This is a genomic window from Cohnella sp., from assembly GCF_041640265.1.
Taxonomy (GTDB): domain Bacteria; phylum Bacillota; class Bacilli; order Paenibacillales; family Paenibacillaceae; genus Cohnella.
This window is the reverse complement of record NZ_JBEQAP010000035.1, coordinates 40,713-63,183: the sequence shown is the minus strand read 5'-3', so window position 1 is coordinate 63,183 and position 22,471 is coordinate 40,713. Positions and strand designations below refer to the sequence as shown.

The following is a 22,471-nucleotide window of genomic DNA, read 5'->3' as shown; positions in this document are numbered from 1 at the left end:
AGTTGAATGTCGCTATACCGAAGAACCCGAAGGCTCAATCTTTACAACTGGTTTGCCTTCCGGTAACCGAAGCTACCTTCCGACGTTTTGTTCATTTTCTTACGCTCAATGTTCAGTTTTCAAAGAACAATTTGTGTTACTGTTGTGAAGCTTTTCTTTGTCTTCCGCGCTAACGGCGACTTTTATAATATATCACAGCAGACTAGCGATTGGCAACAGGTATTTTCTTACAATCCATATCGACCAATTCTTTAACATGTCCGCTTGCCCCTCAAAAAGTGGGGCGAATGATAATTTAACATATTAGTAGGCTGTCGGTCAAGCATTATTTCAACTTTTTTGTCTTTGTGATCGCAGTCCCATGGCATATCGCGACAACTCTCTTGGTGGAGCTATGCGCGCATACATACGGAAGATGATTTTATAACGCTTGGATATCGCTTCTTTAACTGGACCGTCTAAGCGCCGATCTCTCATATCCAGCAGCATCTCGTCCATTTCTTTGCGCAATAAGTAATCTAGCTCTTTACATTCCTTATCCGTAAACATCATTCCGAGCATAGGGTGCGGACCCTCCTGTGAACAAGCAGCATTTGCCTACGAAGAGCCATGGACTAACATCCCACACACCCTTATTCAGCACGTCCTACTGTTATGCTCTTTTTTTGCTAACTTTATGACAGGCATTCCCGTTTCTAAAAAAACTCTAGCTCATGATCCAATAAGTAATCGTACTCTCCACCACAGCAGCAACGATTAACATTACCGTAACAAGGATGATAGCCGGGATCGAACCGATGGCCGTACGTACGAAAGGCTGCCATGCTTTTTCTTTGCCTAAGACAGAACCCAGCATCCCTTTAAGTAAGGTCAATCCAAAACGCAAGCCAAAAGCACAGGCAAGAAATACCGCAGACAGTTCGATGATCCCGTGCGGAAGCACAGCTTTTACAATTAACCACCATACGTTATGTCCCTCTTGAGCAATTCCATTAAACAAATAACCAAGCACCATCCCATTAGTCACCAACATGAAAATAGGAAGAATCCCACCGATAATCCCAAGTCCCATCGCTAAAATCGATATAAAGATGTTATTAGAGGCAACAAGCATAAACATCGTTAATTCTGGAGTAGCCGACTTATTAACTGTATTGGATATTTGCTCAATGCCTTTAAGCTGCTGACTTAACCATTCCTCGGGCGAGCTTGGGGATCCCCCTACAACAACCCCTGCAAAAAATAAGATAATTGAGAAAATAAAATAAGGACGAATTTCTTTCCACGACTGCAATAGCCCCTGACGCGTAAACATTCTGACTACCCCTCCAATGCGAACATTAATATAACTGCTTACGTTGCGCTCTTCAACATGAATAACTCTATGGGTCAAGCATACATTGATAGTACAAACACTCTATTCTGGAAAGGAGCCGATCATCACTTATGAACTATTTTTTAGTGGTCAATGGACGGCGCATTAAAAAGATCTTCTTCTTAACATTAGCTGCGATCCTCTCCATTGCTGTCATTTGGGTTGAGAAAAATAATTTAAGCGTATTCGCACCTCACCCACCAGCAGCGGTCTACAGCGTACCTACAGAGCGAAAAGTTGTGGCGCTCACCTTCGATATTAGCTGGGGAGAAACGCGTGCCGAGCCCATTCTTGAGATTCTCAAAAACAAAAATGTCCAGAACGTCACCTTCTTCCTCTCCTCCCCTTGGAGTAAATCGCATCCGGACATCGTAAAAAAAATTACTGAAGCCGGATATGAAATTGGCAGTCATGGTCATAAGCACGATAACTACAGCCAATACAGCGATGAGGATATTCGCAAACAGATCACAACCGCCCATGGCATCCTGACTGACATGACGGGTAAGTCCCCTAACCTGATTCGCATGCCCAACGGTGATTTCGACAAACGGGTGCTTCGTATTGCGGAGAATCTTAATTACAAGGTCATACAGTGGGACACCGATTCATTAGATTGGAAAAACCCCGGAGTGGACACAATAGTCCAGCGCGTAGTAGGCAAAGCCCATCCCGGCGATATCATTCTGCTGCATGCCAGCGATTCTTGTAAGCAAACTCACGAAGCGCTGCCGGAGATTATTGACCAACTGAGAGCCAAGGGTTATGAATTCGTAACGGTATCCCAGATGATTAATCAGACGGAGACGAAGGGACAAACCGTTGAAGACCGTTCCGCATGGAACGAGCTCGCATTACCGTAACTAGGCAGCTTCTGTCGGTGATGAAGCGATTGCTTTATCACCAAGAATACGGTGCAGTTGCATGATCTGATAGACATTACAGACAAATAAGGGAATCAACTGAAAGATAAGCGATGATATCTGCCCTGTCCGGAAAGCCGGAATTCCTTCTAATACCGTAATTACGATCAGGAAAAACAAGGTGGGAATCCACGCACCCTCCGTTGTCTCGCGTGTTTTTCTCCATGCTGCAACAACGGAAGCCACGAGCAATAGTAAAGGTACGACCCAGAATGTATAGATAGGAAAGTTGGAATCATAAGTCCAATAAGCGATTTCGACCAATACGAACAAAGCAATGAAGCCCTGCAGAGCCACCCAAGTGTAAGGACGCTTAAAAATACTGCGCGAGATATAATTAAGCATAAGATAAGCAAAAAAGCCCATATGGGCAAACGCTCCGAATGTCAATCCAATCAGTGACATCATTAATATGTTATACAGCCATCCATCTGCCGCAATATTACGGAAATCCGGATCTGTCAATTGCATGCAGACACCCGTTACCATTGCGGCTAAAGCACCAATCAATATTGTAGTCCCGAATAATTTCATCCATTTACGCAAATTCAAAGCCATATTCCTCCTCTGTTTCATCCACATCCATTTTACCATGATCTAGCCAAAAAGCCATGAACGTCACCTTATATTCACAAGGTTTGAGAAGCATACTACAGCCATAACCCTAACAGAAGGGAGATGATTGATTCAGTATGCGTTATCGATTGCAATGGTTTGGATGCCTATTGAGTATATCTTTATTGTTATTGCTTGTTTCTTGTGGTCCCGAAGGCGGTGGTGGTGGCGGCGAACAAATAAGTTACAAAGAAGTGAAATCAATGGTTGTTGATATCCTAGGTTCAGAAGAAGCTCAGAAGGCCATGCAAAAAGCTTCGATGGCCCAATTAGGCGGGAGCTCTTTGCATATGAAAGGGATGACACCTGCTGACCAAATTCAGGTCAGACTTGCAGTTAAAGATGTATTAGTCTCACCTGAGTACTCTGTGGTTCTTGAAAAAATTATGAAGGATCCTAATTTTGCCGGCGAGTTCGCTAAGGCGGTAAGTAAGGATAATAAGCAAATCCATAAAGATCTGATGAAGGATCCAGGGTATCAGAAAGAGCTTGTAGGTATGTTTAAGACACCGGAGATGGTTAAGATCATGACCGATTCCATGAAAACAGCCGATGTGCGTAAACTTGTTATGAGCTCAGTAAAAGAATCAATGGAAAACCCACTCTTCAAATTAGAGATCATGAAGTTGCTGCAAGGTATTGTTAAAGACGAATTAACTCCAGAGCCCGTGAAAAAGAAGGAAAAGGAAAAGAAATAAAGATGGCGAAAAATCATTTGCATTAATTATCCCCCAAAGTTGCGGAAAAGCGGTTGAGCAACTTCCTGCTCAACCGCTTTTATTTTCTTCGTCCGAACAACTTCTTATGACCTTTCGCAACGAGCAATAACGGATTGCGCGAGCGACAGGTACTCACGGCCCATATCCGTATCCGCTTTGTACACGGATGGTGAATAATCAGGCTCCGAAGGATGGTTGTCCGGTGCCCCTAAAGGGAACTGAGCTAGAAGTACTGTATTTAAAGTTTCAGCTAGACGCCCCCCGCCGCCTCGACCAAATACATACTCCCTTACACCTGTTTCTTTGCTTTCAAAATAAGACATATTCTCAACGACCCCAATAATTTCATGGTTTGTGCGAAGGGCCATCGAGCCGGCGCGTGCAGCTACGAATGCTGCAGTAGCATGAGGAGTCGTGACGATGATTTCCTTGCTCTGCGGAATCATTTGGTGAACATCAAGCGCAACGTCACCTGTCCCCGGCGGCAAATCAAGAAGTAAATAATCTAATTCGCCCCATTCGATCTCCGCGAAGAAGTTGCGCAGCATCTTCCCAAGCATGGGGCCGCGCCATACGATCGGACTGTTATCTTCAACGAAGAAGCCCATTGATATCACTTTAACTCCAAAACGTTCAACTGGCTTAATCTTATCCCCAATTTGCTCCGGACGCTCTTCGATCCCCATCATGTCAGGTACACTGAAGCCGTAGATATCGCTGTCTATAAGCCCTACTCGCTTCCCTTGACGAGCTAGAGCGACAGCAAGGTTAACGGTTACCGTCGATTTACCTACGCCGCCCTTACCGCTTGCAACAGCAATAAACTCAACTCCGCTCTCCGGGTGAAGCAACGGGTGTTTTTCCATTCCTGCACCATGCCCTTGCACGGGAACCGTTGTCTGCGCGCTTGTTTGGACTGGTGGTTGTAACTTGACTAGCACATCGGCAATTTCATGATCCGTCATTGAACGGAACCGAAGATGTGGATTTAACACGCCAGCTCGTTCTAATATATCCGTTAATTCTTGCTCCAGCTGCTCCTTAAAACTCAGGCTATCAGGGTGATGGATAACCGTCAATGACACCGAATTATCCTGAACAACCACATCGCGAACCATACCTAATTTCGTAATACTTTGCTTTAATGTCGGTTCAAGCACCTCATGAAGTACTTCTAATATCGTTTCCCTGGTGACCACGAGTTCGACCCCCATCTACAATTTAACATTTTTCTTATTATAGCACAGGTTAACCAGCTTCACCGGAGCTGTAACTAAGGATACCGCGGTATATGGCTGCTGCGACCTTTCGTTGGTACTCCTCATCCGCAAGTAGACTAGCCTCTTCCGGATGAGACAGAAATCCAACCTCCACTAATGCGGTTGGCATATTTAACGTTTTTAGCAAGTAGATTTTGTCTGCTTTTTTCGCGATACGCTGTGTATTACCCAGAGCCTCTCGAATTTCTGCCTGTATAGCAGAAGCCAATCGCTGATTCTCCGCATTATGAGCAGAGTAGAAGGTTTGCGCTCCAGACCATGTCGGGGATGGAATACTGTTCATATGTATACTGATGGTCATATAGGCCTGCTGTTCACGAACTTTATCCACTCTCTTCAGAAGGTCTTCCGTTTTGCGTCGAGAATATCCTTTTGTATCTGGAGAGGCTAAGTCGTAATCCCCTTCACGTGTAAGCTGAACTAATGCCCCTGCTTGCTGCAGGTAATCTCTTAAATACAGTACGATGGCAAGATTCAAGTCCTTCTCGATGACTCCATCACGACTTACTGCTCCCCCATCCGCTCCGCCGTGGCCAGCGTCCAATGCGATGACCTTACCCGTTAAGGGCAAGGTCCAATGGGTCCATGTCCGCGAAGCAGGGATTTCACTTAAGAACACTGTCGCTGTCAGCATGATTAAACAAACGACGATAGTCATTCTTAGCAACCCCCGGCGTGTCATCCATATTACCAGACGACGACGTCTCAATTGGGACCATAATCGTGATCCATATCCATTAAACAATAAAATCCACCCCATCCCGGGAAAGCTCCCTACATCATATGGGACAAGGTGGATAATTATGATTTAGATTACGTAAGTTTTGCTTGCTTCGGCCATACCTTCGATTAAGATAGAAGCCACTTCCGGTCGCGAAAACTCAGGAGGCGGACAAATTCCATCGCGCAGCAGCGCACGTACTTTGGTGCCAGATAAAGTTAGATGATGCTCCTTGTCATGCGGGCACGTTTTACTTGAAGCCATGTTACCGCATTTCGTACAGAAGAAGCTATGCTCGAAGTAAAGGGGTGTAATGCCGAGCTCTTCTACCGGGAATGTCTTCAGAAGATCCTGCGCTTCATAAGTCCCGTAATAGTCGCCAACACCTGCATGGTCCCGACCTACGATGAAATGTGAACATCCGTAGTTTTTACGCACTAATGCGTGGAAAATCGCTTCGCGCGGCCCGGCATAACGCATAGCTGCTGGAAATACGCCAAGAAACGCACGATCTGCAGGATAGTAATTTTCCAACAGGGCCAGATAACTCTTCATTCTCACATTCGCCGGTACATCATCTGATTTGGTCTCACCAACTAGAGGATTTAAGAACAAGCCATCCACAATTTCCATTGCTGCCTTCTGAATGTACTCATGCGCTCTGTGTACCGGATTACGCGTTTGGAAGCCAACTACTGTATTCCAACCCTTCTCAGCGAATGTCTGTCGCGTTTCACTTGGATCGAAATAAAATTCAGTGAACTTCTCTGGCTGCGGGCGGTTCAATATTTGTATCGATCCACCAACGTAGGTATCTGGGCGATCGAATAATTTCACGACACCAGGATGCTCCATATCGTCTGTCTTAAAGATTTGAATGGCTTCATGGTGCTTGTCGACCTTATAAATGCTATCGATGTCAATGACTGCGTAAATGACTCCATCATTATCTCCAATAAGCGCTGCTTGTTGACCGACCGAAAGCTTAGAGGCCTGATCAATCGTTACAGCAAGCGTAATCGGAATACTCCATATCAAGCCGTTGGATAGACGCATCGTGTTTACTACGGAGAGGTAATCCGTCTCATTCATAAAACCAGTAAGCGGACTGAATGCACCCACACCGATGAGATCTAAATCCGAAATGGTCCAAGTATTTACCGATATTGAGGTTAGCTTAGCAGCCTTGCTTAGAAGGATCTCACGTTCCTGTCCTTCCAACACCCGATTAATCAAAGTACCGCCATGTGGTTGTATTGCGCTCATGCTCTGAGTAGCTCCTTCTTATTCATTTCAGGTAATGTGGATAACTTGTTAGTAACTTTGATTTATTTGTGCAGCCCGCACTCTGTCTTTTCATTACCAGCCCAACGGCCTGCACGCGGATCTTCGCCCGGCATTACCGCTTTTGTACAGTATTCACAACCGATACTCGGGAAATTCTGGTCATGTAATGGATTGTAGATGACATCATTTGCCCGAATATAATTCCATACATCGTCAGAAGTCCAAGACGCTAATGGATTAAACTTAACTAAACCAAACTTCGTATCATACTCGACCTTCTTCGAATTAGCGCGAGTAGGGGCTTGATCGCGGCGAATACCTGTAATCCATGCATCATATTGAGACAAAATACGTGTCAACGGTTCAACTTTGCGGATAGCACAGCATCCGTTCGGATCACTCTTCCACATCGCTTCACCATGCTGAATGGCTTGCTCCTCAGGAGTAAGCTTTGGTTGCACCCTTACAAATGACATTCCATACTTTGCAGCCATACGGTCCCGAGTCTCATAGGTTTCCTTGAAGTGAAAATCTGTATCAAGGTAGAAAATGTCAGTGGAAGGACTGATCTTCTGAATCATATCCACAAGCACTACATCTTCAGCACCGAAGCTGCAGGCAAAAGTAATATTCGGAAACGTCTGGATCGCCCATGCAATAACCGTCTCCGGTGATGCATCCTCGAACTCCACCGCTTTTTGATTAATAAGCATTTCTTTTTCAATCAGATTCATAAACGTTAACCTCCATTTAAATTCCTAGTATATAAGTATGAATTGTTTATATTATACGCCTACAGATAAGAATGTTCAACGCAAACTTAACTATCCCATTCTATTCCAGAGTACATTTCTACACATAAAAAAGTGCCTTTCCCACCATTATAAAGGAATGGGAGAAAGGCACCGTGTGAAGTTCGATAATATTAACGTTTAGAGAATTGGGGAGCACGGCGAGCCGCTTTCAACCCGTATTTCTTACGTTCCTTCATACGCGGGTCACGAGTAAGGAATCCAGCCTTCTTAAGTGCAGGACGCAATTCAGGGTCTGCTTTAAGAAGTGCACGAGAAATCCCGTGACGGATAGCGCCGGCTTGACCGGAAGTTCCGCCGCCATGAGCCAAAATAAGTATATCGTATTTGCTTACAGTTTCAGTCAGGTTTAAAGGCTGTTTAACAATCAGCTTCAACGTTTCAAGGTCGAAGTAGTCGTTAATTTCACGTTTATTGATCACGATGCGGCCTTCACCCGGCACGAGTCGAACCCGCGCTACGGAGTGCTTGCGGCGACCCGTTCCTAAATATTGCACTTGAGCCATTCGAAAGTCCTCCTTTTATTATCCGCGAAGTTCGTAAACTTCAGGTTGTTGGGCTTGATGTGGATGTTCAGTTCCTGCATAAACTTTCAACTTTCCTTGAAGCGCGCTGCCAAGCTTGTTCTTTGGAAGCATTCCGTATACAGCCAATTCAATAATGCGATGAGGCTTTTTGTTGATCATCTCAGCTGCAGTCGTAGTCTTCAAACCACCTGGGTAGTGAGAATGAGTGTAGTATTTCTTTTGTTGCATTTTCTTACCAGTAAGAACAATCTTCTCCGCATTGATGACAATAACGAAATCACCAGTATCGATATGTGGAGTGAATTCTGGTTTGTGCTTACCGCGAAGCAATGCAGCAGCTTCACTAGCCAAACGACCAAGTGTTTTTCCTTCGGCATCGATCAGGTGCCATTTACGTTCAACTTCAAGCGGCTTAGCCATATAAGTGGTACGCATGAAACATCCTCCTTCGGGGTTACTTCCCTGCTTTTATGTGTTACGTCGATTACCATCTGAAGTAGCTTTTATTTATAAATTAAGGTTGTATCCGTTGGATAATGACTGGTTGAGAATCCCTGTCACTAAACACACAGAAAAAGTGTCATTCTCCACTGGGGCCGTGGGTAGCCGTGAAGAAAGCACAAAATTTATTGTACATGAAATCTAGAATTTATGCAAGTAATTTTTTATTGAGAATGACCACTGCTTATTATTTTTCCATACTCGTCGTCATAATCGACTTGCCATAGGGTAAGTCCTTGCGGGACAGCAGTTGGACCTGCCTTCGCTCGATTCTGAGAGGCAAGTATCGATGTCATATCCGAAGAAGCTATTTTACCCTCACCTACCTGTATAAGCGTACCCGCAATGATGCGCACCATGTTATATAGAAAACCAGATCCGGTTATATAAAGATGGATAACTCCACGCTGTTTTCCGGGATACCAGAGTTGGTCTCTGTCTAGTACAGCTTGTGAATCGGGAAATAGGTGAGCCGTATTGCACTTTGCCTCAATATCCAGCCTGACATCCAGTATCGTGCGAACATGACTCGGCTTCGTTGATTGGGGTGCAGTGAATGAAGAAAAGTCATGCTCTCCGAGCAAATGATTGAGAGCTTTGCGCATAGCATCAAAATCAAGCGGGGTCGGATGATGAAACTCATAACGCCTGCGAAATAAATCTGGATTTCGGTTGCAATTGATCGTATAGCGATACGTTTTACTAATAGCCTTGCGCCGAGCATGAAAGTGATCCGGCATTTCAACCATACCTTGAACTACAATGTCGTTAGGAAGTCTTGTATTCAGTGCCAGCATCCAGCGTTCTATCGGAATTCTCGAGGTGCTGCTGAAGTTAGCAACTTGGCCTCTCGCATGGACACCTGCGTCGGTCCGTCCAGAACCCGTCAGGCGAACGCGTTCACCTGATAACACAAATATCGCATCCTGTATTTTATCCTGAATCGTATTCCCGCTAGGCTGACTCTGAAAACCATAATAATTCGTCCCGTCATAGCTGACAATAAGACCAATATTACGCATCATTTCACCTCCTAAAGGCGTACAAAAAAAGGATGATCCGAATACTGGATTCGGTCCATCCTTCTTTGCTCCGTTCTTACGCGCGATCAACAAGCTCGAGATATACCATCGGAGCTGAATCTCCGCGACGGGGTCCGAGCTTCAAAATGCGTGTATATCCACCAGGACGCTCCGCATAACGCGGTGCCAACTCGGAGAATAGTTTTTGGATGGCATCTTGATCGCCATCAAGGCTCTCACGACGCACGAATGCCGCAACCTGACGACGCGCGTGCAGGTCGCCGCGTTTAGCGAGAGTAATTAACTTCTCGGCAATGGAGCGCACTTCCTTAGCTTTCGCTTCAGTCGTTTGAATGCGCTCGTACAGGAACAGGTCGGTAACCAAATCACGGAAAAGTGCTTTCCGCGAGCTGGAATCGCGACTCAGTTTTTGATAGGCCATCGTATTTCCCTCCTTCTCTTGCGCGACTGTAGCAGTGCCAACAGCAACTGTACTAGATCGTCACAAAGATGCTATAAATCAATTACGATGCTACTCCTCGAACTTCAGACCCAATCCAAGCTCTTCAAGCTTCTCTTGAACTTCTTCTAAAGACTTGCGGCCTAGATTTCGGACCTTCATCATGTCTTCTTCGGATTTCGTAATAAGCTCTTGAACAGTATTGATGCCCGCACGTTTGAGGCAGTTATAGGAGCGAACAGAAAGATCTAGCTCTTCGATAGTCATCTCGAGCACTTTTTCCTTCTTGTCCTCTTCCTTTTCCTTCATCGTTTCGGTATCTTTGGCTTCATCCGTGAGACCCACGAATAAGGATAAGTGATCAGTCAGGATCTTCGCACCCAAGCTAACCGCTTCTTCAGGTCTGATACTGCCATCGGTCCAAACTTCAAGCGTAAGCTTGTCATAGTTCGTTACTTGACCAACGCGGGTATTCTCAACTTGATAATTAACGCGGGTTATAGGTGTATAGATCGAATCGATTGGAATAACACCAATCGGTTGATCATCCTTCTTGTTACGATCTGACGGAACGTAACCACGTCCAATTCTAGCAAAGATACGCATGTGTAAACGCGCACCAGAAGCCAGAGTTGCGATGTGCAAATCCGGGTTAAGGATTTCAACGTCGCTGTCCGCACGGATATCTCCGGCAGTTATGACGCCATCACCTTCCGCATCGATCTCAAGCACTTTCTCCTCATCGGAGTGTATCTTTAGAGAAAGACGTTTCAAGTTAAGGATGATTTGTGTTACATCCTCAATTACACCTGGAATCGTGGAAAATTCATGAAGTACTCCGTCAATTTGTACGGATACAACAGCTGCGCCCGGCAGGGACGACAACAGAATGCGACGAAGCGAGTTACCCAATGTCATCCCGTAGCCGCGCTCAAGCGGTTCTACGACAAACCGGCCATATCTCTTATCATCTTGAATTTCCACAGAATCGATTTTCGGCTTTTCAATCACTATCATAACCAAAACCTCCTTCAAACGTCGCTGACGTTGCCGTTTGTTCACCCAAACTAAATGGTTCAGCCTTTACAAGGCGAAATGTTTATGGGGTAAACCATGTAGTATGCCTAACCGTTACAACCATTATTCTCAAGTTGTTCTTGTTTGATACCACATTACAACGTTGCTATACGCGACGGCGCTTCGGAGGACGGCATCCGTTATGCGGGATTGGAGTAACGTCGCGGATCATGCTGACTTCAAGACCTGCGGCTTGCAACGAACGAATCGCGGCTTCGCGGCCTGCGCCAGGACCTTTAACTGAGACTTCAACCAGACGCATTCCGTGTTCCATCGCAGCGCGAGCTGCAGATTCAGCTGCCATTTGAGCAGCGAAAGGCGTGCTTTTACGGGAGCCTTTAAAGCCAAGGTTACCTGAGCTCGCCCAGGAGATCGCGTTTCCGTGCGGATCTGTAATCGTTACAATTGTATTGTTAAACGTGGAACGGATATGTGCTACACCCGTATCAATGTTTTTCCGATCACGACGCTTGGTGCGGACGACTTTCTTGCCTTTTTGTGCCATGTTTGTTATCCCCCCTTATTACTTCTTCTTGTTCGCTACTGTACGGCGTGGACCTTTGCGCGTACGGGCGTTCGTTTTCGAACGTTGACCGCGAACCGGCAGGCCGCGGCGGTGACGGATGCCTCGATAGCAGCCGATTTCAATCAGCCGTTTGATGTTTAGTGCAATTTCACGACGTAAGTCGCCCTCAACCTTTTGTTCCTTGTCGATCGTTTCACGAAGACGAGCTAACTCATCTTCCGTCAGATCACGAACGCGAGTGTTAGGGTTGATCCCAGTGGACGTTAGAATTCTCTGGGAAGTTGGCTTACCAATCCCGAAGATGTACGTCAGGGCTATTTCCACGCGTTTGTCACGTGGAAGGTCAACACCAGATAAACGTGCCATGTGTAGGAGCACCTCCTCTTATTTAGCCTTGTTTTTGTTTATGTTTCGGATTCTCACAGATAACCATCACGTTGCCTTTGCGGCGAATGACTTTGCATTTCTCGCAAATCGGTTTGACCGAAGGTCTCACCTTCATGATAATACCCTCCTTAAAGTGCGATCGAACTTACTCGGCTTTGGCGTCGCGGTTCGGTCGTCACGAGTGCGAACGAACTTGCGCGTTATTTACTTTGCGGTTCGACCGTCACGCGCTTCGGTAGACCGGACGAGCTTATTTGCGGTAGGTGATACGGCCCCGCGTCAGATCATAAGGTGACAGTTGAATAACAACCTTGTCCCCCGTTAGAATCCGTATGAAATGCATCCGAAGCTTGCCGGAAACATGCGCTAGGATTTGATGTCCATTCTCAAGCTCTACTTTGAACATTGCGTTCGGTAGCGGCTCAACGACCGTTCCTTCCACCTCGATGACGTCCTCTTTGGCCACCGTCATTCTCCTTTCTCTACAGCATGCATTTCGAGTGCAATCGATGGCGCGGAGTTTTGCTCTCGCTCATCGATCGTTACGAGCCGTTGTTCGATTTGTCCGATAGCATACCGGAGTTTCGCGTTGGTCACGCGTCCGGTATCGCGAAGGCTATTCGCGACTTCCTCGCTTCGGGTCCCGATCGGTTCGAGATGCAGCACGTTTTTGCGTTTAGGCCGATCGAACCGGCGTTTATCGCCGTCAGCCACGAGCGCGAATCGCTCATCAACGAGGGCGATTACGATTACTAATTGCCCTTCATCTCTTCCACGCCGGCTTCTCACGATGTCTCCGGGTTCCAACTTAACGTTTACCGTCATAACATTCACCTAGCTTTACGCACGGGTTAGGATTTCAAACCCGTCTTCGGTTACGGCAATCGTATGCTCGAAATGCGCGCACAGCGATCCGTCCACGGTGACGACTGTCCAATTGTCGGACAAAGTCTTCACGTAACGTTCTCCCACGACGACCATCGGTTCGATCGCGAGTGTCATTCCTGGTTTCAACCGCGGTCCGCGGTCGGGAACGCCATAATTCGGAATTTGCGGTTCCTCGTGAAGATCAGCACCTATGCCATGTCCGACATATTCTCTGACCACCGAGAAGCCCGCCTCTTCGATCACTTTCTGAATGCCATGGGATACGGTATACAGCCTCACTTCTGGACCAACTAACTCGAGACCCGCATAAAGCGATGCTTCCGTCACATCCAGCAAGCGTTGTGCTTCATCGGAAATTTTCCCGACACCGTAGGTCCAGGCGGAATCGCCGTGATAACCTTGATACTGTGCGCCAATATCGATGCTGATGATATCGCCTTCTATGAGCTTCCTTGTACCGGGGAACCCATGAACAAGCTCCTCGTTAATGGATGCACATATACTCGACGGAAAACCGTTGTAGCCTTTGAAAGAGGGGACAGCGCCTTGGCTTCGGATGAATTTATCGGCTATCCGATCTAATTCAGCAGTCGTAACACCAGGAACAACCGCCTGTTTCATCAGACGGTGCGTCTCTGCAACGATCCGACCCGCATCACGCATCAAGTTAATTTCATTTTCAGACTTGCATACGATCATGGCTGATTACCCTCTGAGAAGGGAAGCGATATCGGTTGTAACCTCATCGATTTCCTTCTCCCCGTCTACTTCGCGGAGCGATCCTTTGTCGCCGTAATACGTCAGAAGCGGAGCCGTTTTGCTAGTATATTCATCAAGACGGGTTCCCACTTTTTCTTCGGTATCATCGGAACGCTGATACAGCTCTCCCCCGTCTTTATCACAGATACCTTCCTGTTTAGGCGGGTTAAAAATAATATGATACGTTGTGCCGCAAGATTTACATATCCGTCTTCCCGTAAGTCGAGCGAGCAAGAAGCTGCGATCTACTCTCAGATTAACGACATGATCAATCTTACGACCCATTTCGGCTAACATACCGTCAAGTGCTTCAGCTTGTGCGAGCGTCCTTGGAAACCCGTCCAACAGAAACCCGTTGGCGCAATCGGCTTCAGCAAGTCGATCTCTTACAATCCCATTCGTCACTTCGTCTGGAACTAGCAGGCCTTGGTCAACGTACTCCTTGGCCTTGATTCCAAGTGGTGTGCCTTGCTTCATGGCTAAACGAAACGCATCACCGGTTGAGATGTGCGGAATGCCAAACTTCTCGACAATCCGTTCTGCCTGCGTTCCTTTACCGGCGCCAGGAGGCCCCATAAACAAGATGTTCATTGCTGTTCCTCCTGTCCGTCTCATTCATTACTTATTGATGAAACCTTTGTAGTGGCGTTTGATCAACTGGCTCTCGATTTGTTTCATGGTTTCAAGTGCAACCCCGATTACGATCAAGAGAGAAGTACCACCCAGTTGAACGGACTGCGGTAATCCAGCCAATGATCCGAAGAACACAGGAATTACGGAAATGACCGCCAAGAAAATCGCGCCCGCTAATGTAATTCGAGTGATTACCCGCATTAAGAAGCCTTCTGTCGGTTTACCCGGGCGAATGCCTGGAATATAACCGCCGTTTTTCTTCATATTGTCCGCCAATTGCTGCGGATTAAATTGAACGAAAGTGTAGAAGAAAGTAAATCCTATGATCAACAGAATGTACAATACCATGCCTAGAGGCTTGTCATAGTACATATGTTCAATGATCCATTGCGCCCAGGTTTGGTTAGCCCAAAATTGTGCGATCGTGATCGGGAACATCAGTAGTGATACTGCGAAGATTACCGGAATTACGCCTGCACCATTCACTTTAAGAGGAATATGAGTGGATTGGCCTCCATACATTTTTTGCCCAACAACCCGTTTAGCATACTGTACCGGGATTTTACGTACACCTTGCTGGATGAAGATAACACCAATGATAATCAGAATGACTACCACTAGAATGATTACCATCTTAACGACATTAAGGAACAATTGATCCGCGTTAGTGAATTGATCAGCGTAGATATCGCGAGCATGCTTAGGAATGGATGCAACGATCGCTGCGAAGATCAAGATCGAGATACCGTTGCCGATACCCTTTTCATTGATTTGCTCTCCAAGCCACATGAGAAACGCGGTACCAGCTGTCAAAACAATAGCAATCATAAGATATGTTGCTGTACTAGGATCAATGACCATATCGAAATTGTACATCCGGTTAAAGCCGATAGCCGTAGCAAATGCTTGGATAAGCCCCAGAACTATTGTCCCGTAACGTGTTATCTGTGCGAGCTTACGTTTACCATTCTCGCCTTCCTTCTGCCATTCGGAAAACTTCGGAATGACATCCATGGAGAGCAATTGAACGATAATCGAAGCTGTAATGTACGGTGTAATCCCCAGAGCAAAAATGGAGAAGTTGAACAATGCACCGCCAGAGAAGGTGTTCAGAAGGCCGAACAGGTCTGTGCCCTGTTGGTCGGCCATCGTTAGAACGTCCTTATTAATGTTCGGAACCGGAATAAAGGAACCGACCCGATAAACAAACAGGATGAAAAGGGTGAACAGGATCCTCTTGCGAAGGTCCTCGACTTTCCAAATGTTAGTGACGGTCGCGAACATTAAATCACCTCGGTTGAACCGCCGGCGGCCTGAATTTTTTCTGTTGCAGACTGAGAGAACTTATGAGCTTTAACAGTCAGCTTCACGTTCAGATCACCATTGCCCAGAATCTTTATTCCATCTTTAGGGTTTTTGAGAATGCCCTCGTTAAGCAGCAAATCCGGTGTCACTTCTGTACCAGCTTCAAAACGGTTCAGCTGATCCAGATTGACAATCGCGTAGACAGTAGCAAAACGGTCATTGTTAAATCCGCGTTTCGGAACTCGACGGTAAAGTGGGTTTTGTCCACCCTCGAAACCGGGACGAACACCGCCGCCAGAACGAGCATTTTGCCCTTTATGACCGCGACCGGCAGTTTTGCCGAGTCCGCTACCAGCACCGCGTCCTCTCCGCTTAGGGGAGAACGTTGAGCCTTCGTTCGGAGATAGCTCATGCAATTTCATCGTACGTCGCACCTCCTTGAGAGTTATGCTTTATATACTTAAACTTCTTTAACTTCAACCAAATGATTGATCGTGTTAATCATGCCGCGAGTTGCGACATTATCTTCTCTTACTACTGACGAATGCATCTTGCGGAGGCCCAGAGATTTCACCGTTTGGCGTTGATTCTCAGGACGGCCAATCAAGCTGCGAACGAGGGTAATTTGAAGCTGTGCCATTTGTTTCCCTCCTTAACGGAATAGCTCTGCTACGGTTTTACCGCGCAGTTTCGCTACGTCTTCGGCGCGTTTGAGGCGGGATAAACCTTCCAACGTCGCATTGACCATGTTAATGGAGTTGGAGGAACCCAGCGATTTCGTCAAAATATCGCCGACTCCGGCCAGTTCGAGCACCGCGCGGACAGGACCGCCCGCGATAACACCCGTACCTTCAGATGCCGGTTTCAGCAACACTTTGCCGGCGCCGAAATGTCCCGTAACGGCGTGCGGTATGGTTGTGCCAACCAGTGGTACGAAAACGAGATTCTTTTTGGCGTCATCGACGCCCTTACGGATTGCGTCTGGAACTTCTGAAGCTTTACCGATTCCAGCGCCAACCCAGCCTTTGCCGTCACCGACAACGACGAGTGCGCTGAAACTAAAGCGACGTCCGCCTTTGACGACTTTGGAGACTCGATTGATTTGAACCATCTTTTCGGTTAGTTCCAATGTATTCGGATCTACACGCAAGTCGTTTACCTCCTTGTGTCAAAAATGAATTAAAACTGTAAGCCAGCTTCGCGTGCTGCGTCAGCCAGCGCTTGGATACGTCCATGATACAGATAACCGCCACGATCAAACACGACAGCTTCGTATCCTTTCTCTTTTGCGCGTTTAGCGATGAGCTCGCCTACTTTACGTGCAGACTCAACGTTACCGCCATTCCCGACTTCGGTTAGTTCTTTATCAATCGTAGATGCAGCTGCCAGCGTTACGCCTTTAACGTCATCAATCAATTGAGCATAGATATGCTTTGAAGAACGAAACACGGATAGACGAGGACGCTCGTTTGTCCCGGTGATCTTCTTACGTACCCGAAGGTGACGTTTCAGACGGGCTTTGTTCTTGTCGCTCTTTGTAATCATTCGAAAGGTACACTCCCTTCATGTTGCATCTAGGCAGCTTCTAACCACCCGCAACTTACTTCATTACTTCTTCTTACCTGCTTTACCTTCTTTACGGATAATGCGTTCGCCTTCATACTTGATCCCTTTGCCTTTGTAAGGCTCAGGAGGACGAACGGCACGGATCTTGGCAGCAATCTCGCCGACTGCTTCTTTATCGATGCCTTTAACGATGATTTTGTTTTGTGCCGGCACTTCAAATTCAATGCCGCTAGCCGGAACGATTTCAACCGGGTGAGAGTAACCGACGTTAAGTACCAGCTTATCGCTAGACTTACTCGCACGGTATCCGACACCAACTAGATCAAGGTTCTTGATATAACCATCGGTTACACCGATTACCATGTTAGCAACTACGCTGCGGGTTGTACCGTGCAGCGAGCGGTGAAGTTTGTTATCCGAAGGACGTTCCACGGTTATAACGTCGGTTTCAAAAGATACTTTCATATCTTTGTGCAATTCGCGTGACAAAGTGCCTTTCGGCCCTTTAACCGTGATGACGTTGTTATCCAGATTCACGTTAACGCCGTTAGGCACGGGAATCGGTTTGCGTCCAATACGGGACATGGGTACACCTCCAATCGTGTGACAGTTAAATTACCAAACGTAGCAGAGCACTTCTCCGCCGGACTTCCCTTGACGGGCTTCCTTGTCGGTGATGATGCCTTTGGATGTTGAAATGATCGCGATACCGAGGCCACCCAGCACACGCGGAACTTCATTGGATTTCGTATAAACACGCAAACCAGGTTTGCTAATGCGTTTGAGACCCGTGATAACACGCTCATTACTTGGACCATATTTCAAGAAAATACGGATCAAGCCTTGTTTGTTATCTTCTACATATTCAGTGTCGCGGATAAAACCTTCACGCTTCAGGATTTCAGCAATTTGCTTCTTAACCGTAGACGCAGGCATTTCCACCGACTCATGACGCACGAGATTCGCATTACGAATGCGCGTCAGCATATCTGCAATAGGATCAGACATAACCATGGGGTAAACCTCCTTCCCGAACTAGGCTGATTACCAGCTCGCTTTTTTGACGCCAGGAATCTGGCCTTTATGTGCCAATTCACGGAAACATATCCGGCAGATCTTGAATTTTTGCAATACGGAATGCGGACGACCGCAACGCTCGCAACGCGTGTAAGCCTGGACTTTAAACTTCGGCGTACGCTGTTGCTTAATTTTCATCGACGTTTTTGCCACTTGCTTTCACACCTCCATAAGTTACCTTTTGCTAATTGACCGGGTTATCGTCACTTCGCAAACGGCATACCCAATTGGGTGAGCAGCTCACGCGCTTCTTCGTCCGATTGCGCTGTCGTTACGATGACGATATCCATCCCGCGAACTTTATCAATCTTGTCATACTCGATTTCCGGAAAAATCAGTTGTTCTTTCAATCCTAGTGTGTAGTTACCGCGTCCATCGAACGATTTGGTCGATACGCCGCGGAAGTCACGTACACGGGGTAGTGAGATGTTGAACAGTTTATCCAGGAAAAAATACATCCGTTCGCCGCGAAGTGTTACCTTTACGCCGATTGGCAAGTTCTCACGCAAGCGGAAACCAGCAATCGATTTTTTCGAACGAGTGATTACAGGTTTTTGACCTGCGATCTTTTGCATGTCTTCTACAGCAAAGTCCATAATTTTGGAATTAGAGACTGCTTCGCCGACACCCATGTTGATGACGATTTTTTCGATCTTCGGCACTTGCATGACTGACTTGTAGTTGAACTTCTGCATTAGAGCAGGAGTAATCTCATTCAGGAAACGTTCCTTCATTCTTGCTGCCATGAGTCACAGTGACCTCCTTTCCGTTCTTACTGCGATTAGTCGATCATTTCTCCAGAACGCTTAGCGATCCGGACTTTTTTGCCGTTTTCTAACGTTTTGGAGCCAACGCGTGTTGGCTTGCCGCTTTTAGGATCGATATGCATCACGTTCGAAACGTGAATCGGCGCTTCGCGCTCGATGATACCGCCTTGTTGATTCGCAGGGTTAGGACGAGTATGGCGTTTCACCATGTTGACGCCCTCGACAAGCACACGATTCTCGCGCGGATATGCAGCGATAATGCGGCCCTTCTTGCCTTTGTCTTTGCCCGAGATGACGATAATGTTATCGTCCTTTTTAACGTGCAGCTTATTATTGTGCGATTGCAGCACTTTTTTCAGACGGGGCATGGGTACACCTCCTTGAGTGTTTCTCCATCGGTGCGTTCCGGAATATTATAGAACTTCCGGTGCCAGGGAAATGATTTTCATGAAGTCACGTTCGCGAAGTTCACGAGCAACCGGTCCAAAGATCCGGGTACCGCGCGGGCTTCTATCTTCTTTAACAATTACTGCTGCGTTCTCGTCGAACGCGATATAGGATCCGTCTTTACGGCGTACCGAACGTTTTGTACGAACGATAACACATTTTACAACATCGCCTTTTTTGACAACGCCGCCTGGTGTTGCTTGTTTTACGGAACATACGATTAGATCACCGATATGTCCAACGCGGCGTCCAGTACCGCCTAGCACGCGAATACACATCAATTCTTTCGCGCCAGAGTTGTCTGCAACACGCAGACGCGTAAACGGTTGAATCATCGCAAGGTCCTCCTTTCAGTCACAGGTGAGTCGATTAGGCTAGCACGCCTTTTTCGACGATGTCGACCATACGCCAAGTTTTGTCTTTCGACAACGGGCGGGTCTCCATGATTCTCACGGTGTCGCCGATTTTTGCATCATTGTTTTCGTCATGCGCTTTGAATTTCTTCGTGTATTTAATCCGTTTGTGGTAAAGGCTGTGCTTCTTGTATGTTTCAACTGCCACCACAATCGTTTTATCCATTTTGTCGCTGACGACTTTACCAATCTGCACTTTCCGATTGTTATTACGTTCGCTCATGGTAATCCTCCTTCCCGGAATCAATCTTCAGGGTTTAGCCGGGCTTTAGCTAATGCCGAGTTCACGCTCGCGCAAAATGGTTTTGGCCCGAGCAATTTCTTTCCGCAGATCGCCAAGGCGATGCGGGTTATCCAGTTGGCCAGTAGCCAATTGGAAGCGGAGGTTAAACAGCTCATCCTTGAAGCCGGCGACCTTCTGTTCGAGTTCCGCCGAAGTCAGGTTGCGAAATTCACTGGCTTTCATTTGCTTCACCACCCAGTTCTTCACGTTTCACAAACTTCGTCTTGATTGGCAACTTATGTGCCGCCAGACGCATCGCTTCACGCGCTATCTCCTCAGAAACACCTGCAAGCTCGAACAAAATCTTGCCCGGCTTAACAACAGCAACCCATGCTTCTACGTTACCTTTACCGCTACCCATCCGCACTTCTAGAGGCTTTTGAGTAATTGGTTTGGAAGGGAAAATCTTGATCCATACTTTCCCGCCCCGTTTGATATAACGAGTCATAGCAATACGAGCAGCTTCGATTTGACGGTTTGTCACCCAAGAAGGTTCCATGGCCTGCAAACCGAACTCACCGAAATGCACTTCAGTACCGCCTTTAGCACGGCCTTTCATTTTACCGCGATGTTCTTTGCGGTGTTTAACGCGTTTAGGGACCAACATGATCAGTTGCCTCCTTCCTCAGCAGCTCTTTTCTTCGCCGGAAGGACTTCGCCACGGTAGATCCATACTTTTACGCCGATGCGGCCATAAGTAGTATGAGCTTCTGCCGTTCCGTAATCGATATCAGCACGGAGTGTGTGCAGTGGCACAGTTCCTTCGCTGTAGCCTTCTTGACGAGCGATTTCCGCTCCGCCTAGACGACCGCTTACGGCTGTTTTGATACCTTTCGCACCTGCGCGCTGCGTACGTTGCATAGCTTGTTTCATCGCGCGGCGGAAGGATACGCGGCGTTCCAATTGTTGCGCGATGCTCTCGGCAACCAGGATAGCGTCCAATTCCGGATTTTTGATCTCGGAGATGTTAATGTGAACTTTTTTGCCGTCGGAAATTTTCGTGAGTTGTCCACGAAGAACTTCTACTTCAGCTCCGCCTTTACCGATTACGATACCCGGCTTAGCAGTGTGAATCGTTACGTTAACGCGGTTAGCGGCACGTTCGATTTCAATTTTAGAGACAGCAGCGTCTTTAAGTTTCTTTTTAAGGAATTCGCGGATTTTGACATCTTCCATCAGAAGATTACCAAAGTCCTTATTGCCGGCATACCATTTGGATTCCCAATCACGGATGATGCCGATACGAAAACCGACTGGATTTACTTTTTGACCCACACGTTGTCCCTCCTTATTTTTCGGATACGACCAGTGTAATATGGCTGGATCGTTTGAATATGCTGAACGCGCGGCCCTGAGAACGCGGTTGGAATCGTTTCATCGTTGGTCCTTCGTTGACGAAGGCTTCAGACACGACCAATTTGTTCACGTCTAGCTGGTAGTTGTGTTCAGCGTTCGCAATAGCAGAGTTCAGCAGCTTCTCCAAAACCGGAGATGCCGAACGCGGCGTGTGACGTAGAATGGCAACCGCATCGCCGACTTTTTTACCGCGGATCAGGTCTACGACCAGGCGGACTTTACGAGCCGGAATGCGAATGTTATTCACAACAGCTTTCGCTTGTTGAGACATCGGTGTACCTCCTCCCTTACGATTACGTTTGCCAGGCATTTCAGCCGATCAATCCGTGATGCCTGAGCTTCTCGGATCGGTCGCGCTATGACGATCAACCGTTACGCCAGGGGCGCACTGTATTGATCGCACCTCGGCCGTAGGGTTATTATCGTTTGCCCGTTTTCTTATCATCGTCTGTATGGCCTTTGAATGTACGTGTTGGTGCAAATTCACCAAGCTTGTGACCGACCATGTCTTCCGACACGTATACTGGCACATGCTTACGTCCATCATAGACTGCAAACGTTAAACCCACGAATTGTGGGAAAATCGTCGAACGACGAGACCACGTTTTAATGACTGCTTTCTTATTCGTGCCGGACAGTTCTTCCACTTTTTTCAGTAGATAGCCATCCACGAAAGGTCCTTTTTTCAAACTGCGACCCATGGAATGCTCCTCCCTTCAACGCGGCTTGAGAGTTTGCCGTTCAC

Annotated in this window: 38 protein-coding genes; 2 read left to right on the top strand and 36 right to left on the bottom strand. The window is 47.0% G+C overall.

Translation table 11 applies throughout. From position 1 onward, the window contains the following. Positions 1 to 330: 330 nt before the first annotated feature. Entirely contained in the window at positions 331 to 561 is a 231-nt protein-coding gene (locus ACESLK_RS21135; protein ID WP_373231689.1) for a hypothetical protein, read from the bottom strand. Positions 562 to 706: 145 nt separating this feature from the next. Then, positions 707 to 1,315, bottom strand: a complete 609-nt coding sequence (locus ACESLK_RS21130) for a stage II sporulation protein M (protein WP_373231688.1) — start codon at positions 1,313 to 1,315, stop codon at positions 707 to 709. A 131-nt stretch (positions 1,316 to 1,446) separates the two neighbouring features. Here ACESLK_RS21130 and pdaB point away from each other — a divergent pair, with 131 nt between their 5' ends. Then, positions 1,447 to 2,238, top strand: a complete 792-nt coding sequence (pdaB, locus tag ACESLK_RS21125; RefSeq protein WP_373231687.1) for a polysaccharide deacetylase family sporulation protein PdaB — start codon at positions 1,447 to 1,449, stop codon at positions 2,236 to 2,238. Here the strand turns inward: pdaB and ACESLK_RS21120 are convergent, their stop codons facing one another. Continuing rightward, positions 2,239 to 2,850: a KinB-signaling pathway activation protein gene (locus tag ACESLK_RS21120; RefSeq protein WP_373231685.1), complete on the bottom strand. Its 612-nt coding sequence runs from the start codon at positions 2,848 to 2,850 to the stop codon at positions 2,239 to 2,241. Positions 2,851 to 2,990: 140 nt separating this feature from the next. Between ACESLK_RS21120 and gerD the strand changes: the two genes are divergently transcribed. Next, on the top strand, positions 2,991 to 3,611 hold the full coding sequence (gerD, locus tag ACESLK_RS21115) for a spore germination lipoprotein GerD (protein ID WP_373231684.1): 621 nt from the start codon (positions 2,991 to 2,993) through the stop codon (positions 3,609 to 3,611). 104 nt (positions 3,612 to 3,715) lie between these two features. On the opposite strand, the gene ACESLK_RS21110 is transcribed toward gerD, so the two are convergent. From ACESLK_RS21110 to rpsS, 33 genes are all read right to left on the bottom strand, one after another. Next, positions 3,716 to 4,831, bottom strand: a complete 1,116-nt coding sequence (locus ACESLK_RS21110) for a P-loop NTPase (protein WP_373231683.1) — start codon at positions 4,829 to 4,831, stop codon at positions 3,716 to 3,718. 49 nt (positions 4,832 to 4,880) lie between these two features. Continuing rightward, positions 4,881 to 5,570 carry an N-acetylmuramoyl-L-alanine amidase CwlD gene (gene cwlD / locus ACESLK_RS21105; RefSeq protein WP_373231682.1) on the bottom strand — a complete coding sequence of 230 codons (690 nt, stop codon included), beginning with the start codon at positions 5,568 to 5,570 and terminating at the stop codon, positions 4,881 to 4,883. 150 nt (positions 5,571 to 5,720) lie between these two features. Beyond that, on the bottom strand, positions 5,721 to 6,899 hold the full coding sequence (gene sat / locus ACESLK_RS21100) for a sulfate adenylyltransferase (RefSeq protein ID WP_373231681.1): 1,179 nt from the start codon (positions 6,897 to 6,899) through the stop codon (positions 5,721 to 5,723). Between the two features lie 62 nt (positions 6,900 to 6,961). Beyond that, positions 6,962 to 7,654: a phosphoadenylyl-sulfate reductase gene (locus ACESLK_RS21095; RefSeq protein ID WP_373231680.1), complete on the bottom strand. Its 693-nt coding sequence runs from the start codon at positions 7,652 to 7,654 to the stop codon at positions 6,962 to 6,964. A 191-nt stretch (positions 7,655 to 7,845) separates the two neighbouring features. Next, positions 7,846 to 8,238 carry a 30S ribosomal protein S9 gene (gene rpsI, locus ACESLK_RS21090; RefSeq protein WP_373231678.1) on the bottom strand — a complete coding sequence of 131 codons (393 nt, stop codon included), beginning with the start codon at positions 8,236 to 8,238 and terminating at the stop codon, positions 7,846 to 7,848. An 18-nt stretch (positions 8,239 to 8,256) separates the two neighbouring features. Further along, a complete protein-coding gene (rplM, locus tag ACESLK_RS21085; protein ID WP_373231677.1) occupies positions 8,257 to 8,694 on the bottom strand; it encodes a 50S ribosomal protein L13 in 438 nt (145 codons plus the stop codon). 230 nt (positions 8,695 to 8,924) lie between these two features. Beyond that, positions 8,925 to 9,782, bottom strand: coding sequence for a tRNA pseudouridine(38-40) synthase TruA (truA, locus tag ACESLK_RS21080; protein ID WP_373231676.1), 858 nt, complete (start codon positions 9,780 to 9,782; stop codon positions 8,925 to 8,927). A gap of 76 nt (positions 9,783 to 9,858) precedes the next feature. Next, entirely contained in the window at positions 9,859 to 10,224 is a 366-nt protein-coding gene (gene rplQ / locus ACESLK_RS21075; RefSeq protein WP_373231675.1) for a 50S ribosomal protein L17, read from the bottom strand. A gap of 90 nt (positions 10,225 to 10,314) precedes the next feature. Beyond that, a complete protein-coding gene (locus ACESLK_RS21070) occupies positions 10,315 to 11,259 on the bottom strand; it encodes a DNA-directed RNA polymerase subunit alpha (protein ID WP_373231674.1) in 945 nt (314 codons plus the stop codon). 166 nt (positions 11,260 to 11,425) lie between these two features. Continuing rightward, positions 11,426 to 11,824 carry a 30S ribosomal protein S11 gene (gene rpsK, locus ACESLK_RS21065; RefSeq protein ID WP_373231673.1) on the bottom strand — a complete coding sequence of 133 codons (399 nt, stop codon included), beginning with the start codon at positions 11,822 to 11,824 and terminating at the stop codon, positions 11,426 to 11,428. A gap of 18 nt (positions 11,825 to 11,842) precedes the next feature. Further along, positions 11,843 to 12,211 carry a 30S ribosomal protein S13 gene (rpsM, locus tag ACESLK_RS21060; protein ID WP_373231672.1) on the bottom strand — a complete coding sequence of 123 codons (369 nt, stop codon included), beginning with the start codon at positions 12,209 to 12,211 and terminating at the stop codon, positions 11,843 to 11,845. A 22-nt stretch (positions 12,212 to 12,233) separates the two neighbouring features. Beyond that, positions 12,234 to 12,347 carry a 50S ribosomal protein L36 gene (gene rpmJ / locus ACESLK_RS21055; RefSeq protein ID WP_003333770.1) on the bottom strand — a complete coding sequence of 38 codons (114 nt, stop codon included), beginning with the start codon at positions 12,345 to 12,347 and terminating at the stop codon, positions 12,234 to 12,236. 135 nt (positions 12,348 to 12,482) lie between these two features. Further along, on the bottom strand, positions 12,483 to 12,698 hold the full coding sequence (gene infA / locus ACESLK_RS21050) for a translation initiation factor IF-1 (protein ID WP_116065578.1): 216 nt from the start codon (positions 12,696 to 12,698) through the stop codon (positions 12,483 to 12,485). Positions 12,699 to 12,700: 2 nt separating this feature from the next. Then, the gene (locus ACESLK_RS21045) at positions 12,701 to 13,057 is read right to left on the bottom strand and encodes a hypothetical protein (protein ID WP_373231671.1); all 357 of its coding nucleotides are present in this window, start codon (positions 13,055 to 13,057) and stop codon (positions 12,701 to 12,703) included. A 15-nt stretch (positions 13,058 to 13,072) separates the two neighbouring features. After that, positions 13,073 to 13,819: a type I methionyl aminopeptidase gene (map, locus tag ACESLK_RS21040; RefSeq protein WP_373231669.1), complete on the bottom strand. Its 747-nt coding sequence runs from the start codon at positions 13,817 to 13,819 to the stop codon at positions 13,073 to 13,075. Between the two features lie 6 nt (positions 13,820 to 13,825). Further along, a complete protein-coding gene (locus ACESLK_RS21035) occupies positions 13,826 to 14,470 on the bottom strand; it encodes an adenylate kinase (RefSeq protein WP_373231668.1) in 645 nt (214 codons plus the stop codon). 27 nt (positions 14,471 to 14,497) lie between these two features. Further along, a complete protein-coding gene (gene secY / locus ACESLK_RS21030; RefSeq protein WP_373231667.1) occupies positions 14,498 to 15,796 on the bottom strand; it encodes a preprotein translocase subunit SecY in 1,299 nt (432 codons plus the stop codon). Beyond that, positions 15,796 to 16,239: a 50S ribosomal protein L15 gene (gene rplO, locus ACESLK_RS21025; RefSeq protein ID WP_373231666.1), complete on the bottom strand. Its 444-nt coding sequence runs from the start codon at positions 16,237 to 16,239 to the stop codon at positions 15,796 to 15,798. The genes secY and rplO overlap by 1 nt, the downstream gene beginning before the upstream one ends. 38 nt (positions 16,240 to 16,277) lie before the next feature. Further along, entirely contained in the window at positions 16,278 to 16,457 is a 180-nt protein-coding gene (gene rpmD, locus ACESLK_RS21020) for a 50S ribosomal protein L30 (protein ID WP_373231665.1), read from the bottom strand. A 12-nt stretch (positions 16,458 to 16,469) separates the two neighbouring features. Further along, positions 16,470 to 16,967 (bottom strand): 30S ribosomal protein S5, encoded by a 498-nt coding sequence (rpsE, locus tag ACESLK_RS21015; protein WP_373231664.1) that lies wholly within the window; start codon positions 16,965 to 16,967, stop codon positions 16,470 to 16,472. Between the two features lie 29 nt (positions 16,968 to 16,996). Beyond that, positions 16,997 to 17,362 (bottom strand): 50S ribosomal protein L18, encoded by a 366-nt coding sequence (rplR, locus tag ACESLK_RS21010; RefSeq protein WP_373231663.1) that lies wholly within the window; start codon positions 17,360 to 17,362, stop codon positions 16,997 to 16,999. 63 nt (positions 17,363 to 17,425) lie between these two features. After that, positions 17,426 to 17,968: a 50S ribosomal protein L6 gene (gene rplF, locus ACESLK_RS21005; protein WP_373231662.1), complete on the bottom strand. Its 543-nt coding sequence runs from the start codon at positions 17,966 to 17,968 to the stop codon at positions 17,426 to 17,428. 30 nt (positions 17,969 to 17,998) lie between these two features. After that, a complete protein-coding gene (gene rpsH, locus ACESLK_RS21000) occupies positions 17,999 to 18,397 on the bottom strand; it encodes a 30S ribosomal protein S8 (RefSeq protein WP_373231661.1) in 399 nt (132 codons plus the stop codon). A 30-nt stretch (positions 18,398 to 18,427) separates the two neighbouring features. Then, the gene (locus ACESLK_RS20995; RefSeq protein ID WP_373231660.1) at positions 18,428 to 18,613 is read right to left on the bottom strand and encodes a type Z 30S ribosomal protein S14; all 186 of its coding nucleotides are present in this window, start codon (positions 18,611 to 18,613) and stop codon (positions 18,428 to 18,430) included. Positions 18,614 to 18,663: 50 nt separating this feature from the next. Continuing rightward, positions 18,664 to 19,206, bottom strand: coding sequence for a 50S ribosomal protein L5 (gene rplE, locus ACESLK_RS20990; protein ID WP_373231659.1), 543 nt, complete (start codon positions 19,204 to 19,206; stop codon positions 18,664 to 18,666). A gap of 35 nt (positions 19,207 to 19,241) precedes the next feature. Continuing rightward, entirely contained in the window at positions 19,242 to 19,595 is a 354-nt protein-coding gene (gene rplX, locus ACESLK_RS20985; protein WP_373231658.1) for a 50S ribosomal protein L24, read from the bottom strand. Positions 19,596 to 19,640: 45 nt separating this feature from the next. Beyond that, positions 19,641 to 20,009, bottom strand: coding sequence for a 50S ribosomal protein L14 (gene rplN, locus ACESLK_RS20980; protein WP_373231657.1), 369 nt, complete (start codon positions 20,007 to 20,009; stop codon positions 19,641 to 19,643). A 34-nt stretch (positions 20,010 to 20,043) separates the two neighbouring features. Next, on the bottom strand, positions 20,044 to 20,310 hold the full coding sequence (gene rpsQ / locus ACESLK_RS20975; protein ID WP_373231656.1) for a 30S ribosomal protein S17: 267 nt from the start codon (positions 20,308 to 20,310) through the stop codon (positions 20,044 to 20,046). 45 nt (positions 20,311 to 20,355) lie between these two features. After that, positions 20,356 to 20,553, bottom strand: a complete 198-nt coding sequence (rpmC, locus tag ACESLK_RS20970; RefSeq protein WP_115995318.1) for a 50S ribosomal protein L29 — start codon at positions 20,551 to 20,553, stop codon at positions 20,356 to 20,358. Beyond that, positions 20,540 to 20,977: a 50S ribosomal protein L16 gene (gene rplP / locus ACESLK_RS20965; RefSeq protein WP_130615174.1), complete on the bottom strand. Its 438-nt coding sequence runs from the start codon at positions 20,975 to 20,977 to the stop codon at positions 20,540 to 20,542. Before rplP ends, rpmC begins: the two co-directional genes overlap by 14 nt. A 2-nt stretch (positions 20,978 to 20,979) precedes the next feature. Further along, positions 20,980 to 21,645 (bottom strand): 30S ribosomal protein S3, encoded by a 666-nt coding sequence (gene rpsC, locus ACESLK_RS20960; RefSeq protein ID WP_373231655.1) that lies wholly within the window; start codon positions 21,643 to 21,645, stop codon positions 20,980 to 20,982. Between the two features lie 13 nt (positions 21,646 to 21,658). Next, positions 21,659 to 21,997: a 50S ribosomal protein L22 gene (rplV, locus tag ACESLK_RS20955; protein WP_169281348.1), complete on the bottom strand. Its 339-nt coding sequence runs from the start codon at positions 21,995 to 21,997 to the stop codon at positions 21,659 to 21,661. 148 nt (positions 21,998 to 22,145) lie between these two features. After that, positions 22,146 to 22,427 (bottom strand): 30S ribosomal protein S19, encoded by a 282-nt coding sequence (gene rpsS, locus ACESLK_RS20950; RefSeq protein WP_373231654.1) that lies wholly within the window; start codon positions 22,425 to 22,427, stop codon positions 22,146 to 22,148. Positions 22,428 to 22,471 lie beyond the last annotated feature (44 nt).

Excerpts from the sequence above, each read along its gene's own strand:
- ACESLK_RS21135 (WP_373231689.1), bottom strand. The coding sequence starts at position 561 with ATGCTCGGAATGATGTTTACGGATAAGGAATGTAAAGAGCTAGATTAC.
- ACESLK_RS21130 (WP_373231688.1), bottom strand. The coding sequence starts at position 1,315 with ATGTTTACGCGTCAGGGGCTATTGCAGTCGTGGAAAGAAATTCGTCCT.
- pdaB (WP_373231687.1), top strand. The coding sequence starts at position 1,447 with ATGAACTATTTTTTAGTGGTCAATGGACGGCGCATTAAAAAGATCTTC.
- gerD (WP_373231684.1), top strand. The coding sequence starts at position 2,991 with ATGCGTTATCGATTGCAATGGTTTGGATGCCTATTGAGTATATCTTTA.
- cwlD (WP_373231682.1), bottom strand. The coding sequence starts at position 5,570 with ATGACTATCGTCGTTTGTTTAATCATGCTGACAGCGACAGTGTTCTTA.
- sat (WP_373231681.1), bottom strand. The coding sequence starts at position 6,899 with ATGAGCGCAATACAACCACATGGCGGTACTTTGATTAATCGGGTGTTG.
- ACESLK_RS21095 (WP_373231680.1), bottom strand. The coding sequence starts at position 7,654 with ATGAATCTGATTGAAAAAGAAATGCTTATTAATCAAAAAGCGGTGGAG.
- rpsI (WP_373231678.1), bottom strand. The coding sequence starts at position 8,238 with ATGGCTCAAGTGCAATATTTAGGAACGGGTCGCCGCAAGCACTCCGTA.
- rplM (WP_373231677.1), bottom strand. The coding sequence starts at position 8,694 with ATGCGTACCACTTATATGGCTAAGCCGCTTGAAGTTGAACGTAAATGG.
- truA (WP_373231676.1), bottom strand. The coding sequence starts at position 9,782 with ATGCGTAATATTGGTCTTATTGTCAGCTATGACGGGACGAATTATTAT.
- rplQ (WP_373231675.1), bottom strand. The coding sequence starts at position 10,224 with ATGGCCTATCAAAAACTGAGTCGCGATTCCAGCTCGCGGAAAGCACTT.
- ACESLK_RS21070 (WP_373231674.1), bottom strand. The coding sequence starts at position 11,259 with ATGATAGTGATTGAAAAGCCGAAAATCGATTCTGTGGAAATTCAAGAT.
- rpsK (WP_373231673.1), bottom strand. The coding sequence starts at position 11,824 with ATGGCACAAAAAGGCAAGAAAGTCGTCCGCACCAAGCGTCGTGATCGG.
- rpsM (WP_373231672.1), bottom strand. The coding sequence starts at position 12,211 with ATGGCACGTTTATCTGGTGTTGACCTTCCACGTGACAAACGCGTGGAA.
- rpmJ (WP_003333770.1), bottom strand. The coding sequence starts at position 12,347 with ATGAAGGTGAGACCTTCGGTCAAACCGATTTGCGAGAAATGCAAAGTC.
- ACESLK_RS21045 (WP_373231671.1), bottom strand. The coding sequence starts at position 13,057 with ATGACGGTAAACGTTAAGTTGGAACCCGGAGACATCGTGAGAAGCCGG.
- map (WP_373231669.1), bottom strand. The coding sequence starts at position 13,819 with ATGATCGTATGCAAGTCTGAAAATGAAATTAACTTGATGCGTGATGCG.
- ACESLK_RS21035 (WP_373231668.1), bottom strand. The coding sequence starts at position 14,470 with ATGAACATCTTGTTTATGGGGCCTCCTGGCGCCGGTAAAGGAACGCAG.
- secY (WP_373231667.1), bottom strand. The coding sequence starts at position 15,796 with ATGTTCGCGACCGTCACTAACATTTGGAAAGTCGAGGACCTTCGCAAG.
- rplO (WP_373231666.1), bottom strand. The coding sequence starts at position 16,239 with ATGAAATTGCATGAGCTATCTCCGAACGAAGGCTCAACGTTCTCCCCT.
- rpmD (WP_373231665.1), bottom strand. The coding sequence starts at position 16,457 with ATGGCACAGCTTCAAATTACCCTCGTTCGCAGCTTGATTGGCCGTCCT.
- rplR (WP_373231663.1), bottom strand. The coding sequence starts at position 17,362 with ATGATTACAAAGAGCGACAAGAACAAAGCCCGTCTGAAACGTCACCTT.
- rplF (WP_373231662.1), bottom strand. The coding sequence starts at position 17,968 with ATGTCCCGTATTGGACGCAAACCGATTCCCGTGCCTAACGGCGTTAAC.
- rpsH (WP_373231661.1), bottom strand. The coding sequence starts at position 18,397 with ATGGTTATGTCTGATCCTATTGCAGATATGCTGACGCGCATTCGTAAT.
- rplE (WP_373231659.1), bottom strand. The coding sequence starts at position 19,206 with ATGGCAGCAAGAATGAAGGAACGTTTCCTGAATGAGATTACTCCTGCT.
- rplX (WP_373231658.1), bottom strand. The coding sequence starts at position 19,595 with ATGCCCCGTCTGAAAAAAGTGCTGCAATCGCACAATAATAAGCTGCAC.
- rplN (WP_373231657.1), bottom strand. The coding sequence starts at position 20,009 with ATGATTCAACCGTTTACGCGTCTGCGTGTTGCAGACAACTCTGGCGCG.
- rpsQ (WP_373231656.1), bottom strand. The coding sequence starts at position 20,310 with ATGAGCGAACGTAATAACAATCGGAAAGTGCAGATTGGTAAAGTCGTC.
- rpmC (WP_115995318.1), bottom strand. The coding sequence starts at position 20,553 with ATGAAAGCCAGTGAATTTCGCAACCTGACTTCGGCGGAACTCGAACAG.
- rplP (WP_130615174.1), bottom strand. The coding sequence starts at position 20,977 with ATGTTGGTCCCTAAACGCGTTAAACACCGCAAAGAACATCGCGGTAAA.
- rplV (WP_169281348.1), bottom strand. The coding sequence starts at position 21,997 with ATGTCTCAACAAGCGAAAGCTGTTGTGAATAACATTCGCATTCCGGCT.
- rpsS (WP_373231654.1), bottom strand. The coding sequence starts at position 22,427 with ATGGGTCGCAGTTTGAAAAAAGGACCTTTCGTGGATGGCTATCTACTG.